Source organism: Streptomyces sp. NPDC059454, from assembly GCF_042749965.1.
In the GTDB taxonomy this organism is placed as follows: domain Bacteria; phylum Actinomycetota; class Actinomycetes; order Streptomycetales; family Streptomycetaceae; genus Streptomyces.
In genome coordinates this window covers 98,671-112,118 of record NZ_JBHYVC010000009.1, presented here as the reverse complement: position 1 = coordinate 112,118, position 13,448 = coordinate 98,671, and the positions used below count along the sequence as shown (strand labels likewise).

The window sequence follows — 13,448 nt, the reverse complement described above, 5'->3', positions numbered from 1 at the left end:
ACACCCCCGACGGCTTCTCCCCCATAAGGAGGCGCAGCATGCGCTTCAGACACAGAGCCGCCGCAGGGTTCGCGACCCTGCTGCTCCCCCTCTCCGGCCTCGTCGCCCTCGCGAGCCCCGCCCAGGCCGCGACCTCGGCGACCGCCACCTACGCCAAGACCCAGGACTGGGGCTCCGGCTTCGAGGGCAAGTGGACGGTGAAGAACACCGGCACCACGAGCCTCAGCTCCTGGACCGTCGAGTGGGACTTCCCCTCCGGCACCAAGGTCACCTCCGCCTGGGACGCCACCGTCACCAACTCCGGTGACCACTGGACCGCCAAGAACCTCGGCTGGAACGGCACCCTCGCCCCCGGCGCTTCGGTCTCCTTCGGCTTCAACGGCAGCGGCTCCGGCGCCCCCGCCGGCTGCAAGCTCAACGGCGGCAGCTGCGACGGCGGCCCGGAGGTCCCCGGTGACGCGGCCCCGTCCGCGCCCGGCACCCCCACCGCCTCCGACATCACCGACACCTCGGTGAAGCTGTCCTGGTCGGCGGCGACCGACGACAAGGGCGTCAAGAACTACGACGTGCTCCGCGACGGCGCCAAGGTCGCCACCGTGACGGGCACCTCGTACACGAACACCGGCCTCAGCAAGGGCACCGACTACTCGTACACCGTGCAGGCCCGTGACACCGCCGACCAGACCGGCCCGGCCAGTGGCGCGGTGAAGGTCCGCACCACCGGCAACACCGAGGAGCCGCCCACCGGCGACAAGGTCAAGCTCGGCTACTTCACCGAGTGGGGCGTCTACGGCCGCAACTACCACGTCAAGAACCTGGTGACGTCCGGTACGGCCGCCAAGATCACCCACATCAACTACGCGTTCGGCAACGTCAAGAACGGCCAGTGCACCGTCGACGACACCTACGCCGCCTACGACAAGGCCTACACCGCCGACCAGTCCGTCAGCGGCACCGCCGACACCTGGGACCAGCCGCTGCGCGGCAACTTCAACCAGCTGCGCCAGCTGAAGGCGAAGTACCCGCACATCAAGGTGCTGTACTCCTTCGGCGGCTGGACCTACTCCGGCGGCTTCGGCCAGGCCGCGCAGAACGCGGCCGCGTTCGCCAAGTCCTGCAAGCAGGTCGTGGAGGACCCGCGCTGGGCCGATGTCTTCGACGGCATCGACATCGACTGGGAGTACCCGAACGCCTGCGGTCTCACCTGTGACACCAGCGGCCCGGCGGCCTTCAAGAACCTCTCCCAGGCCCTGCGCGCCGAGTTCGGCAAGGACTACCTGGTCACCGCCGCCATCACCGCCGACGGTTCGAACGGCGGCAAGCTCGACGCGGCCGACTACGGCGGCGCCGCGCAGTACCTCGACTGGTACAACGTGATGACGTACGACTACTTCGGCGCCTTCGACAAGGACGGCCCCACGGCCCCCCACTCGCCGCTGACGTCGTACAACGGCATCCCCCAGGAGGGCTTCAACTCGGCCGCCGCCATCGCGAAGCTGAAGGCGAAGGGCGTCCCGGCGAGCAAGCTGCTGCTCGGCATCGGCTTCTACGGCCGCGGCTGGACCGGCGTCACCCAGTCCGCCCCCGGCGGCTCGGCGACCGGCGCGGCCCCCGGTACCTATGAGGCGGGCATCGAGGACTACAAGGTCCTGAAGAACTCCTGCCCGGCCACCGGCACCATCGCCGGCACGGCGTACGCGCACTGCGGCACCAACTGGTGGTCCTACGACACTCCGGCCACCATCGGCACGAAGATGTCCTGGGCCAAGAACCAGGGCCTGGGCGGTGCCTTCTTCTGGGAGTTCAGCGGTGACACCACGAACGGTGAACTGGTGACCGCCATCGACAGCGGCCTGAAGTAACTCTCCAGCGGTACCACGCGACAACCTCCGCCCTCCTCCGGCCTTCGTCCGGGGGAGGGCGGACGCGGCTACGCCACGTTCACCCGCTGTCCGGGCGGGGCCGCCTCGAGCCACGCGAGGAAGCCGGTCAGCGCGTCCTCCGTCATCGCGAGCTCGAGTCGAGTCCCCCGGTGCAGACAGGCGAGGACCACGTAGTCCGTCAGCAGCGCCAGCTCCTCCTCGCCCTCGGGCAGCCGGCGGCCGGCCACCTCGATCGCGGAACGCTCCAGGACGCGGCGTGGACGGGGCGCGTAGGAGAACACCCGGAACCACTCGACCCGGTCACCGTTGTAACGTGCCACCCCGTACGCCCAGCCCTTGCCGCCGGAGTCGCCCGACTCGGGCGCGTCCCAGCGCAGGCTGCAGTCGAACGTTCCGCCGGAACGCTGGATGAGGCGGCGGCGCAGGCCGAAGACGAAGAGCCCCACCAGCACGAGGGCCACCACGATTCCGCACACAGTCAGAGCGAGGACCATCGGCACCGACCTCCTCGTCTCCTAGGTAACGGAACGGAAAAATCATCCAGATCTGCCTCAGCCGCGACCGGCTCCGGATCGCTCCGGTGCCGGCCGCGGCTGAGTGACGTCATCTCACCGCGCCGGGATCAGCGCCCCGCCGTCGCCGCCCGCAGACGGACATCAGCGCGGCGCTCGGCCTCGGTGTCGTCCTCCGCCTTCGCGCGGGCGAGCTCCTGCTCCGCGCTCTGGACGTCGATCTCGTCCGACAGCTCGGCGATCTCGGCCAGCAGCGACAGCTTGTCGTCCGCGAACGAGATGAAACCGCCGTGCACCGCGGCGACGACCGTCCCGCCCTCACGCGTACGAATGGTCACCGGGCCCGACTCCAGCACACCGAGCAGCGGCTGGTGACCGGGCATGACGCCGATGTCGCCGGACGTGGTGCGCGCGACGACCAGGGTGGCCTCGCCGGACCAGACCTCTCGGTCGGCCGCGACCAGCGCGACGTGCAGCTCAGCAGCCAAGGTGGCTCCTCGGGTCACCACCCGGCGGTTGTGCCGGGTGTTGGTTACAAGTCTAAGGGGCGTGGACGAGGGGGCGGGACGCGCCCGCCCCCTCAAGGGTGAGCCGGATGGCTCACACCGAGCACGAGGCTCAGGAGACGCCCAGCTCCTTGGCGTTGTTCTTCAGGTCCTCGATGCCACCGCACATGAAGAACGCCTGCTCCGGGAAGTGGTCGTACTCGCCGTCGCAGATCGCGTTGAAGGCCGCGATCGACTCGTCCAGCGGGACGTCCGACCCGTCGACGCCGGTGAACTGCTTGGCGACGTGGGTGTTCTGGGACAGGAAGCGCTCCACGCGACGGGCACGGTGGACGACGAGCTTGTCCTCCTCGCCGAGCTCGTCGATACCGAGGATCGCGATGATGTCCTGCAGGTCCTTGTACTTCTGCAGGATGTTCTTCACGCGCATCGCGGCGTTGTAGTGGTCCGCCGCGATGTACCGCGGGTCGAGGATGCGGGACGTCGAGTCCAGCGGGTCCACGGCCGGGTAGATGCCCTTCTCCGAGATCGGACGGGAGAGCACCGTCGTCGCGTCGAGGTGGGCGAAGGTGGTGGCCGGGGCCGGGTCGGTCAGGTCGTCCGCGGGGACGTAGATCGCCTGCATCGAGGTGATCGAGTGACCACGGGTCGAGGTGATGCGCTCCTGGAGGAGACCCATCTCGTCGGCCAGGTTCGGCTGGTAGCCCACCGCGGAGGGCATACGGCCGAGCAGGGTCGACACCTCGGAACCGGCCTGGGTGAAGCGGAAGATGTTGTCGATGAAGAACAGCACGTCCTGCTTCTGCACATCGCGGAAGTACTCCGCCATGGTCAGACCGGCCAGCGCCACGCGCAGACGGGTGCCCGGGGGCTCGTCCATCTGGCCGAAGACCAGGGCGGTCTTGTCGATGACGCCCGACTCGCTCATCTCGTCGATGAGGTCGTTGCCCTCACGGGTGCGCTCACCGACACCGGCGAACACCGACACACCGTCGTGGTTGTTGGCGACGCGGTAGATCATCTCCTGGATGAGCACCGTCTTGCCGACGCCGGCACCGCCGAACAGACCGATCTTTCCACCCTTGACGTACGGGGTGAGAAGGTCGATGACCTTGACGCCGGTCTCGAACATCTCGGTCTTCGACTCGAGCTCGTCGAAGTTCGGCGCCTTGCGGTGGATCGGCCAGCGCTCGCCCGTGTACTGCTCGTCGCTGTTCAGCACCTCACCGAGGGTGTTGAACACCTTGCCGGTGGTGAAGTCGCCGACCGGCACGGAGATGGCGGAGCCCGTGTCGGTCACCGGGGCCTGGCGGACCAGACCGTCGGTGGGCTGCATGGAGATGGTGCGGACCAGGCCGTCACCCAGGTGCTGGGCGACCTCCAGGGTCAGCGTCTTGAGCTCGCCCGCGTTCGCCGGGTCGGCGACCTCGACGTGCAGCGCGTTGTAGATCTCCGGCATCGCGTCGACGGGGAACTCCACGTCGACGACCGGACCGATGACCCGGGCGACGCGGCCCGTGGCCGTCGCGGTCTCAACAGTGGTGGTCATTAGTTGTCACTCCCCGCGTTCGCGTCGGCCAGGGCACTGGCGCCACCGACGATCTCGCTGATTTCCTGGGTGATTTCGGCCTGGCGGGCCGCGTTGGCAAGACGGGAGAGCGTGTTGATCAGCTCGCCCGCGTTGTCGGTGGCCGACTTCATCGCGCGCCGCGTGGCGGCGTGCTTGGAAGCGGCCGACTGGAGCAGCGCGTTGTAGATCCGGCTCTCGACGTACCGCGGCAGCAGGGCGTCGAGGACGTCCTCCGCCGAGGGCTCGAAGTCGTACAGCGGCAGGATCTCGCCCTTGGTGGACGTCTCCTCCGCGACCTCTTCGAGGCGCAGCGGAAGCATCCGGGAGTCGACCGCCGTCTGCGTCATCATCGACACGAACTCGGTGTAGACGATGTGGAGCTCGTCCACGCCGCCGTCCGCCGTCTCCGTCTCGAGCGCCTCGATCAGCGGGGCCGCGACCTTCTTGGCGTCCGCGTACGAGGGCTCGTCGGTGAAGCCCGTGAACGTCTCCGCGATCTTGCGCTCGCGGAAGTTGTAGTGGGCGACACCGCGCCGGCCGACGATGTACGTCTCGACCTGCTTGCCCTCGCGCTCCAGGCGCTCGGTCAGCTGCTCCGCGGCCTTGATGGCGTTGGAGTTGAAGGCGCCGGCCAGACCGCGGTCACTCGTGAGGAGCAGGACCGCGGCACGGGCCGGGTTCTCCGCCTCCGTGGTGAGCGGGTGCTTGGTGTTCGACCCGGTTCCGACCGCCGTGACCGCGCGGGTGAGCTCCCGTGCGTACGGCGTGGAGGCCGCCACCTTGCGCTGCGCCTTGACGACGCGCGAGGCGGCGATCATCTCCATCGCCTTGGTGATCTTCTTGGTCGCGGTGACGGATCGGATGCGACGCTTGTAGACCCGGAGCTGAGCTCCCATGAGTCAGGTCCCTTCCTTACGTCACTTGGCGGCGGACGGGGCGTCCTCGCCGAGCAGCTTGCCGTCGCTCGTCTCGAACTGCTTCTTGAACTCCGCCACGGCGTCGCCGATCGCCTGGATCGTGTCGTCGGACATCTTGGCGCCCTCCTTGATGGAGGTCATCAGGCCCTGCTCCTTGCGGTGCAGGTACTCCAGCAGCTCCTTCTCGAAGCGGCGGATGTCGGCGACCGGCACCTCGTCCATCTTGCCGGTGGTGCCGGCCCAGACGGAGACGACCTGGTCCTCGGTGGCCATCGGCTCGTACTGGTTCTGCTTCAGCAGCTCGACCATGCGCTGACCGCGCTCCAGCTGCGCCTTCGACGCGGCGTCCAGGTCGGAACCGAAGGCGGCGAACGCCTCCAGCTCACGGAACTGGGCGAGGTCCACGCGCAGACGGCCGGAGACCTGGCGCATCGCCTTGTGCTGCGCGGAACCACCGACTCGGGAGACGGAGATACCGACGTTCAGCGCGGGGCGCTGACCGGCGTTGAACAGGTCCGACTCCAGGAAGCACTGGCCGTCGGTGATGGAGATGACGTTGGTCGGGATGAACGCCGACACGTCGTTGGCCTTGGTCTCGACGATCGGCAGACCGGTCATCGAGCCGGCGCCCATGTCGTCGGAGAGCTTCGCGCAGCGCTCCAGCAGGCGGGAGTGCAGGTAGAAGACGTCGCCCGGGTAGGCCTCGCGGCCCGGCGGGCGGCGCAGCAGCAGGGACACGGCGCGGTAGGCGTCGGCCTGCTTCGACAGGTCGTCGAAGATGATCAGGACGTGCTTGCCCTCGTACATCCACTGCTGACCGATGGCCGAACCGGTGTACGGCGCCAGGTACTTGAAGCCGGCCGGGTCGGACGCCGGGGCGGCGACGATGGTCGTGTACTCCAGCGCGCCGTTCTCCTCCAGCGCGCGGCGGACCGACGCGATGGTGGAGCCCTTCTGGCCGATGGCGACGTAGATGCAGCGGACCTGCTTCTTCGGGTCGCCGGTGCGCCAGTTGTCGCGCTGGTTGATGATCGTGTCGACGGCCAGGGCGGTCTTGCCGGTCTGGCGGTCGCCGATGATCAGCTGGCGCTGACCACGGCCGATCGGGGTCATGGCGTCGACGGCCTTGTAGCCCGTCTCCATCGGCTCGTGCACCGACTTGCGCTGCATGACCGTGGGGGCCTGCAGTTCGAGGGCGCGGCGGCCCTCGGTCTCGATCTCGCCGAGGCCGTCGATCGGGTTGCCGAGCGGGTCGACCACGCGGCCGAGGTAGCCCTCGCCGACGGCGACGGACAGCACCTCGCCGGTACGGGTGACCGGCTGGCCCTCCTCGATGCCGCTGAACTCACCGAGGACGACGGCACCGATCTCGCGCTCCTCGAGGTTGAGGGCGAGGCCGAGGGTGCCGTCCTCGAACTTCAGCAGCTCGTTGGCCATGGCCGAGGGCAGGCCCTCGACCTTCGCGATACCGTCGCCGGCAACGGTGACCGTACCGACCTCCTCGCGCGAGGCCGCGTCCGGCTTGTACGACTGGACAAAGTTCTCCAGCGCGTCCCGGATCTCCTCCGGCCGGATCGTGAGCTCCGCCATCTGAGTTCCCTGCTCTCCTTGTTGGGCCCGAAGTTTCACTTGGGGGGTATGGGGACTCCCCCCGATACGAGGTGAATCCTCTGCACGGCCCAACCAGGGCCGTAAGTACGTACTGCTATGAAGAAGTGTGCTGCTCAGCCGGCCAGCCGGCGGCTGGCGTCCTCGAGCCGGTCCGCGAGGGAGCCGTTGATGACCTCGTCACCGACCTGCACCCGGATCCCGCCGACGACCCCGGGGTCGACGTCGAGGTTGAGGTGCATCCGGCGGCCGTAGAGCTTCGCGAGGACGTTGCCCAGGCGCTGCTTCTGCTGGTCGCTCAGCGGCACCGCGGAGGTGACGACGGCCACCATGCGGTCGCGGCGCTCGGCGGCGAGCTTGGACAGGGACTCGAGTCCCGACTCCAGGCTACGTCCCCGCGGCGCGGTCACAAGACGCGTGACCAGACGCTCGGTGGCCGCGTTCGCCCGTCCGCCGAGCAGGCTGCGCAGCAGCTCGCCCTTGGCGGAGACGGTGGCGCTCCGGCTGGTCAGCGCGGCGCGCAGCTCGGTGTTGGAGGAGACGATCCGGCCGAACCGGAACAGCTCGTCCTCGACGTCGTCGAGCGCGCCGGCCTTCTGGGCGGCGGTGAGGTCGGCCACGTCGGCCAGCTCCTCGAGCGCGTCCACCAGGTCGCGGGACTGCGACCAGCGGGAACGCACCATGCCGGACACCAGGTCGGCGGTCGCGCCGCCCACCTGCGAGCCGAGCAGGCGCCGGGCCAGGTCGGCCTTGGCCTCACCGGCCTGCGCCGGGTCGGTGAGGACCCGACGCAGCGACACCTCGCGGTGGAGCAGCGCGGTGACGGCGGCCAGCTCTGCGGCGAGCGAGCCGGCGTCGACGGACGTGGAGTCCGTCAGCGCGTCGAGACGCTCACGTGCGGCTGCCAGGGCCTCGCGGCTCGCTCCGTTCATCGCGCGGCCTCGGCCTTCTGGTCGAGCTCGTCGAGGAAGCGGTCGATCACGCGGCTCTGCCGGGCGTGGTCCTCGAGGGACTCGCCGACGAGCTTGCCGGCCAGGTCGGTGGCGAGCTTGCCGACGTCCTGGCGCAGCGCGGACGCGGCGGCCTTGCGGTCGGCCTCGATCTGCGCGTGACCGGCGGCGATGATCTCCTCGCGCTGACGCTGGCCCTCGGCCCGCATCTCGGCGATGAGCGTCGCGCCCTGCTCCTGCGCCTCCTGGCGCAGACGCGCGGCCTCGTGCCGGGCTTCGGCGAGCTGAGCCTTGTACTGCTCAAGGACGCTCTGGGCCTCGGTCTGCGCGGCCTCGGCCTTCTCGATACCGCCCTCGATGGCCTCGCGACGCTCTTCCAGGACCTTGTTGATGGTCGGGAGGAGCTTCTTGGCGAGGAAACCGAAGACGATGACGAAAGCGATGAGGCCGATGACAACTTCCGGCCACGGCGGGACGAGGGGGTTCTCCTTCTCACCCTCGGCCGCCAGGAAAACCAGGGCGGATGTCACATCAGTGCCTTTCGTCGAAAGGGTCGGTCGTCAGGGCTCGTCCTAGTAGACGAACGGCATGACGAGACCGATCAGGGCGAGCGCCTCACAGAAGGCGAAGCCCAGGATCTGGTTGGCGCGGATCAGGCCGGCGGCCTCGGGCTGACGGGCGAGAGCCTGGGTGCCGTTACCGAAGATGATGCCGATGCCGACGCCGGGGCCGATGGCCGCGAGACCGTAACCGATGGAGCCGATGTGGCCTTCGACAGCAGCGAGGGTCTGGGACATGCCAGTTCTTCCTTCTCTTTACGGACCGGTGGGGGTTGGCCACCGGACGATTGCGGGAGCGGGGCGGGTGCTCAGTGGTGCTCGGCGAGCGCACCCTGGATGTAGCTGCAGGTCAGAAGCACGAACACGTACGCCTGGACAGCCTGGATGAAGAGCTCGAAGGCGGTCATGATGATGACCATCACGAACGAGACGCCGGAGTAGGCGATGCCGATGCCGTTCAGCATGTACCAGCTGGCGATCGTGAAGAGCAGCAGCAGGGTGTGGCCGGCGAACATGTTCGCGAAGAGCCGGACGGCGTGCGTGAAGGGGCGGACCAGCAGGTTCGAGAAGAACTCGATGGTCATCGACAGCGGCAGCACCGCGCCGAGCGACTTGTCGTAGCCCGTGATGTTCTTGAAGAAGCCGACGAACCCGTGCCTCTTGAACGTCAGAGCGACCCAGGTGATGTAGACGATGAGCGCCAGCACCATCGGGTAGGCGATGATCGACGTCACCGGGAACTGCGCCACCGGGATGATCGACCAGAGGTTCATCATCCAGATGAAGAAGAAGAGGGCGACAGCGAGCGGGACGTACTTCTCGCCCTCCTTCTTGCCGATCGTCTCGTAGACGATGCCGCGGCGGACGAAGTCGTAGCCGGCCTCGGCGATCATCTGGAGCTTGCCCGGGACCAGCTTGGGCCGGGCGAACGCGGCCCAGAAGAAGCCCACGATGACGATGGAACCGAGCAGCGCGAGCAGCATCGGCTTGTTGAAGTACAGGCCGTTGCCGTCTGCGTTGCCCCAGAGCGGCTCGAAGAGGAACGAGTGCAGGCCCGGAGCCGGGAAGCCACAACCGTCGAAGAGGTGGCAGTCGGTCTCGAAGGCGAGCACCTGCGTCGGGTCAGCACTCACCGCGGGCTCCTTCATCGTGGCGCATAGGTACGGCAACCTCGTTGTGTCGGCGCGGCGCACGGCCGCAGTTCGGCACGGGACTGGTGTTACGGATGTGGGGGCGGCTGGGGGGCATCTCGCCTCGCGATTGAGCAGGCGTCAGCTCGGATGCCCGCGCCCGCGATGCCGCAGTTGGCACCGGACGATAGCAGGAGTTCCGAGGCCTCTTTATCCCGGGCCTACCCCTCACGACGAATGCCCCGAACTTCCGGGCCTCTGGCCCGTCGTCGACTCGGGTTCGACGTAGAGGATCTTGGATTTCATGTGCGCGCGCGTCTGTGCGGCGATCCACACGAGCGTGGTGCCGACAAGCGTGAGAGCGAAGGCCTTGGGGTGGAACAGCGTGGTGTCCCGGAACACGGCGACGAAGATGAACAGCAGCAGGATCTGCGCCGCGTAGAGCATCAGCCCCATGGCCTGGAACAGGTGCGGGAGCGTTTTGGCGGTGCGCTGCAGCACATAGAGGCCGACCCCCATGAAGAGGATCACCACCACGGTCGCGACGAGCGCCCCGATCGCACCCTCGCCACCGGCGACCACCGCACTGACGACGGCGGCGACAGCGCCGGCGGCAGCCGTGGGCACGGCGGCCTGGGCCAGGATCCGGACGTCATTGGACGGCATGGCGGCAACTCCGCTTTTCACAGGGGGCAGGGTGTCGTCATGGACGAGCGTAGACCCCCGGGCCGAGGGTGAATTCCTCGCGCCGGTGAACCGTCGCACTGCGGTCCTTCGGCTCTATCCGGGGTTCTCGTGAACGGTATCACAAACTATTTGATGCAGTCTTTACCTGCTTGGTGTGCTCGCCGTCACACATGAGAGTGAATCTGCGCGTCTGAGCGAGAACCTGGCCCTTTTGTCTGGTATTGGGGCGGTTCCCACCCCCAACGGGGACCCATCGGGGCACCACGACTTGGCAATGCTCTAGTCGGATTCTTACCTTGACCGTGACCGGTCGGCCAGGCGTGCGCGGGGGCCGACGGCGGTCGCGCCGTTGACGCCGGAGACACCCGCGGCGACCGGGGTGCGGTGGTCGTCGTCGGTGGACTCGGGGTCGGCCGGGGCCGACGCGCCCGGGGCGGTGGCCGGGGCCGCCCGGCGGCGGTAGCGCGGGGGCACGAAGGCCTCCGCCCAGCGCGGGGTCCGCGGGGTGAAGCGGGGCAGCAGAAGCAGGATGAGGCCGAGCGTGGAGAGGATGACGACGCTCAGCACGATCCACATCGACGCCGAGTTCACGGAGTAGGTCAGCGCGCCGAAGGCGATCAGCGCCGACCAGAAGTACATGATCAGCACCGCCCGGCTGTGCGAGTGGCCGATCTCCAGCAGCCGGTGGTGCAGATGGCCCCGGTCCGCCGCGAACGGCGACTGGCCCCGCCAGGTGCGCCGTACGATCGCCAGGATCAGGTCGGCGGCCGGCACCGCGATGATGGTCAGCGGCAGCAGCAGCGGGATGTAGACCGGCACCGTCTGGTGCACGGCCTCCTTCTCCGAACCGGCGAACAGCTTCAGCGCGTCCGGGTCGACCTGCCCGGTGACGGAGATGGCACCGGCGGCCAGCACCAGCCCGATGAGCATCGAGCCGGAGTCGCCCATGAAGATCCGCGCCGGGTGCATGTTGTGCGGCAGGAAGCCCAGGCACATGCCCATCAGGATCGCCGAGAAGAGCGTCGCCGGGGCGGCCGCCTCGATGCCGTACGAGTACCAGATGCGGTAGGCGTACAGGAAGAACGCCGCCGCCGCGATGCACACCATGCCGGCCGCGAGACCGTCCAGGCCGTCCACGAAGTTGACCGCGTTGATGGTGATGACGACCAGCGCCACCGTGAGCAGCGTGCCCTGCCACTGGGTGAGCGCCACCGACCCGACGCCCGGGATCGGCAGCCACAGGATCGTCAGACCCTGCATGACCATCACACCCGCGGCGATCATCTGGCCGCCCAGCTTGATCAGCGCGTCGATCTCGAACTTGTCGTCCAGCACACCGATCAGCCAGATCAGCGCCGCCCCGGAGAGCAGCGCCCGGGGCTCGTTGGACTTCTCGAAGAGCTGGTTGAGGTTGGTGAGGTGGTCGGCGGTCAGCAGGCCCGCGCACAGCCCGAAGAACATGGCGATACCGCCGAGCCGCGGAGTGGGTTCCCGGTGCACGTCACGTGCCCGGATCTCCGGCATCGCCCCGGCCACGATCGCGAACTTCCGTACCGGCCCTGTCAGCAGATACGTCACCGCGGCCGTGATGCAGAGCGTCAGCAGGTATTCACGCACGGGCTTCCCCACAGGTCTCGCTGGCCATCACAGCCCCACACCCTAGCGAGGCGCGCATACGAGTGGGGACTTCCGGGTAGCGACGATGGTTGCACGCGTGACTGTGCGTCCGTGGCGCCTCCCCCGAAACCGGCCCGCTCAGTGGAGGTACGGCGGGAACGCCGCGGCCAGTTCCCGTACGTCCTCCCGGGCCCGCGCGGGCTCGGTGCCGCCCCGCAGGACGCTCGCCAGCAGCCCCGCGACGAACGTCATCTCCCTCGTCCCCATGCCCTGCGTGGTCACCGCCGCCGTGCCCAGGCGCAGCCCGCGGTCGTCGTCGTGCGGAAGCGCACAGCAGTCCAGGACGAGCCCGGCCGCCGCGAGCCGGCCGCGCGCGGTGCGTCCGTCGACGCCGAGCGGCGCCGGGTCGGTGGTGATCAGGTGGGTGTCCGTGCCGCCGGTGGTGACGCCCAGCCCCTCGGCGGCCAGCGCGGCGGCCAGGGCCCGCGCGTTGGCGACCACCTGGTGCGCGTACGCGGCGAACGCCGGTGTCGCCGCCTCCCCGAACGCGACGGCCTTGGCCGCGACGGTGTTCATCTGGGCGCCGCCCTGGGAGAAGGGGAAGACGGCACGGTCGACGCGCTCGGCCAGTTCGCCGCCGCACAGGATCATCCCGCCGCGCGGACCCCGCAGCACCTTGTGTGTCGTCGCGCACACGATGTCCGCGTACGGCACCGGACTGGGCGCCACTCCCCCGGCGACCAGGCCGATGGGGTGCGCGGCGTCCGCGATGAGGTAGGCGCCGACCTCGTCGGCGACCTCGCGGAAGAAGGCGTAGTCGACGTGGCGCGGATAGGCGGTGGAGCCGCAGACGATCGCCTTGGGGCGGTGACCGCGGGCGAGGGCGCGGACCTGGTCGTGGTCGATGAGCCCGCTCTCCGCGTCCACTCCGTAGCCGACGAAGTCGAACCAGCGGCCGGAGAAGTTGGCGGGCGAGCCGTGGGTGAGATGTCCGCCGTACGGCAGGCCGAGGGCGAGGACGGTGTCGCCCGGGCGCAGCAGGACGGCGTACGCGGCGAGCACGGCGGACGAACCGGAGTGCGCCTGCACGTTGGCGTGCTCGGCGCCGAACAGCGCGGTGGCCCGCTCCACGGCGAGGCGCTCGGCGACGTCGACGACCTCGCAGCCGCCGTGGTGCCGGTTGCCGGGGTATCCCTCGGCGTACTTGTTGGCCAGCGGTGAGCCGAGGGCGGCCAGCACGGCCGGTGACATGAAGTTCTCGGCGGCGGTCAGCTGGAGCGTGCTCGACTGCCGCTCCCGCTCCGCGAGCAGCACATCGGCAAGCTCGGGATCCTGCCGCCGCACCACATCGGCCTCAAGGGCATGCCCGACCGTCATACCGCCCAATGTAGGCCGTACACCCCGAAAACGCCCCCGCTACCGCACCCCGCGTCGCTGTGGGCAGTCGTTCCGCCCTCGCGTCGCTGTGGGCAGTCGTTCCGCAGGGCGATGGGGGCGCCTCCCCTGCC

General features: G+C 68.9%; 13 protein-coding genes. 1 reads left to right on the top strand and 12 read right to left on the bottom strand.

Annotated elements, in window-relative coordinates:
• Nucleotides 1-38 precede the first annotated feature (38 nt).
• Nucleotides 39-1,862, top strand: coding sequence for a glycosyl hydrolase family 18 protein (locus tag ACFXAE_RS09260; RefSeq protein WP_384710436.1), 1,824 nt, complete (start codon nucleotides 39-41; stop codon nucleotides 1,860-1,862).
• 68 nt (nucleotides 1,863-1,930) lie between these two features.
• Here the strand turns inward: ACFXAE_RS09260 and ACFXAE_RS09255 are convergent, their stop codons facing one another.
• The 12 genes from ACFXAE_RS09255 to glyA all read right to left on the bottom strand — a co-directional run bounded on the left by ACFXAE_RS09255 (nucleotide 1,931) and on the right by glyA (nucleotide 13,317).
• Nucleotides 1,931-2,377: a DUF2550 domain-containing protein gene (locus ACFXAE_RS09255; RefSeq protein WP_384710433.1), complete on the bottom strand. Its 447-nt coding sequence runs from the start codon at nucleotides 2,375-2,377 to the stop codon at nucleotides 1,931-1,933.
• A 128-nt stretch (nucleotides 2,378-2,505) separates the two neighbouring features.
• Nucleotides 2,506-2,883, bottom strand: coding sequence for a F0F1 ATP synthase subunit epsilon (locus ACFXAE_RS09250; RefSeq protein ID WP_037935965.1), 378 nt, complete (start codon nucleotides 2,881-2,883; stop codon nucleotides 2,506-2,508).
• 130 nt (nucleotides 2,884-3,013) lie between these two features.
• Nucleotides 3,014-4,450 (bottom strand): F0F1 ATP synthase subunit beta, encoded by a 1,437-nt coding sequence (gene atpD / locus ACFXAE_RS09245; RefSeq protein WP_384710429.1) that lies wholly within the window; start codon nucleotides 4,448-4,450, stop codon nucleotides 3,014-3,016.
• A complete protein-coding gene (locus ACFXAE_RS09240) occupies nucleotides 4,450-5,367 on the bottom strand; it encodes a F0F1 ATP synthase subunit gamma (RefSeq protein WP_384710426.1) in 918 nt (305 codons plus the stop codon). Before ACFXAE_RS09240 ends, atpD begins: the two co-directional genes overlap by 1 nt.
• A gap of 21 nt (nucleotides 5,368-5,388) precedes the next feature.
• The gene (gene atpA / locus ACFXAE_RS09235) at nucleotides 5,389-6,978 is read right to left on the bottom strand and encodes a F0F1 ATP synthase subunit alpha (protein WP_384710423.1); all 1,590 of its coding nucleotides are present in this window, start codon (nucleotides 6,976-6,978) and stop codon (nucleotides 5,389-5,391) included.
• A 134-nt stretch (nucleotides 6,979-7,112) separates the two neighbouring features.
• Nucleotides 7,113-7,928 (bottom strand): F0F1 ATP synthase subunit delta, encoded by an 816-nt coding sequence (locus ACFXAE_RS09230; RefSeq protein WP_384710420.1) that lies wholly within the window; start codon nucleotides 7,926-7,928, stop codon nucleotides 7,113-7,115.
• Nucleotides 7,925-8,476, bottom strand: a complete 552-nt coding sequence (locus ACFXAE_RS09225) for a F0F1 ATP synthase subunit B (protein WP_107486432.1) — start codon at nucleotides 8,474-8,476, stop codon at nucleotides 7,925-7,927. Before ACFXAE_RS09225 ends, ACFXAE_RS09230 begins: the two co-directional genes overlap by 4 nt.
• A gap of 42 nt (nucleotides 8,477-8,518) precedes the next feature.
• Entirely contained in the window at nucleotides 8,519-8,743 is a 225-nt protein-coding gene (gene atpE, locus ACFXAE_RS09220) for an ATP synthase F0 subunit C (RefSeq protein WP_085575073.1), read from the bottom strand.
• A gap of 71 nt (nucleotides 8,744-8,814) precedes the next feature.
• Entirely contained in the window at nucleotides 8,815-9,654 is an 840-nt protein-coding gene (gene atpB / locus ACFXAE_RS09215) for a F0F1 ATP synthase subunit A (protein WP_384710416.1), read from the bottom strand.
• 210 nt (nucleotides 9,655-9,864) lie between these two features.
• Complete coding sequence (locus tag ACFXAE_RS09210) at nucleotides 9,865-10,302, bottom strand: hypothetical protein (protein WP_384710413.1); 438 nt, start codon at nucleotides 10,300-10,302, stop codon at nucleotides 9,865-9,867.
• A gap of 312 nt (nucleotides 10,303-10,614) precedes the next feature.
• Nucleotides 10,615-11,940: an MraY family glycosyltransferase gene (locus tag ACFXAE_RS09205; protein ID WP_384710410.1), complete on the bottom strand. Its 1,326-nt coding sequence runs from the start codon at nucleotides 11,938-11,940 to the stop codon at nucleotides 10,615-10,617.
• Between the two features lie 138 nt (nucleotides 11,941-12,078).
• Entirely contained in the window at nucleotides 12,079-13,317 is a 1,239-nt protein-coding gene (gene glyA / locus ACFXAE_RS09200) for a serine hydroxymethyltransferase (protein ID WP_384710407.1), read from the bottom strand.
• Between the last annotated feature and the right edge of the window lie 131 nt (nucleotides 13,318-13,448).

Bases quoted from the DNA above. Each gene is read 5' to 3' on its own strand.
- atpB (WP_384710416.1), bottom strand. From the start codon at position 9,654: ATGAAGGAGCCCGCGGTGAGTGCTGACCCGACGCAGGTGCTCGCCTTC.
- ACFXAE_RS09260 (WP_384710436.1), top strand. From the start codon at position 39: ATGCGCTTCAGACACAGAGCCGCCGCAGGGTTCGCGACCCTGCTGCTC.
- ACFXAE_RS09240 (WP_384710426.1), bottom strand. From the start codon at position 5,367: ATGGGAGCTCAGCTCCGGGTCTACAAGCGTCGCATCCGATCCGTCACC.
- atpE (WP_085575073.1), bottom strand. From the start codon at position 8,743: ATGTCCCAGACCCTCGCTGCTGTCGAAGGCCACATCGGCTCCATCGGT.
- atpA (WP_384710423.1), bottom strand. From the start codon at position 6,978: ATGGCGGAGCTCACGATCCGGCCGGAGGAGATCCGGGACGCGCTGGAG.
- ACFXAE_RS09210 (WP_384710413.1), bottom strand. From the start codon at position 10,302: ATGCCGTCCAATGACGTCCGGATCCTGGCCCAGGCCGCCGTGCCCACG.
- ACFXAE_RS09255 (WP_384710433.1), bottom strand. From the start codon at position 2,377: ATGGTCCTCGCTCTGACTGTGTGCGGAATCGTGGTGGCCCTCGTGCTG.
- glyA (WP_384710407.1), bottom strand. From the start codon at position 13,317: ATGACGGTCGGGCATGCCCTTGAGGCCGATGTGGTGCGGCGGCAGGAT.
- ACFXAE_RS09230 (WP_384710420.1), bottom strand. From the start codon at position 7,928: ATGAACGGAGCGAGCCGCGAGGCCCTGGCAGCCGCACGTGAGCGTCTC.
- atpD (WP_384710429.1), bottom strand. From the start codon at position 4,450: ATGACCACCACTGTTGAGACCGCGACGGCCACGGGCCGCGTCGCCCGG.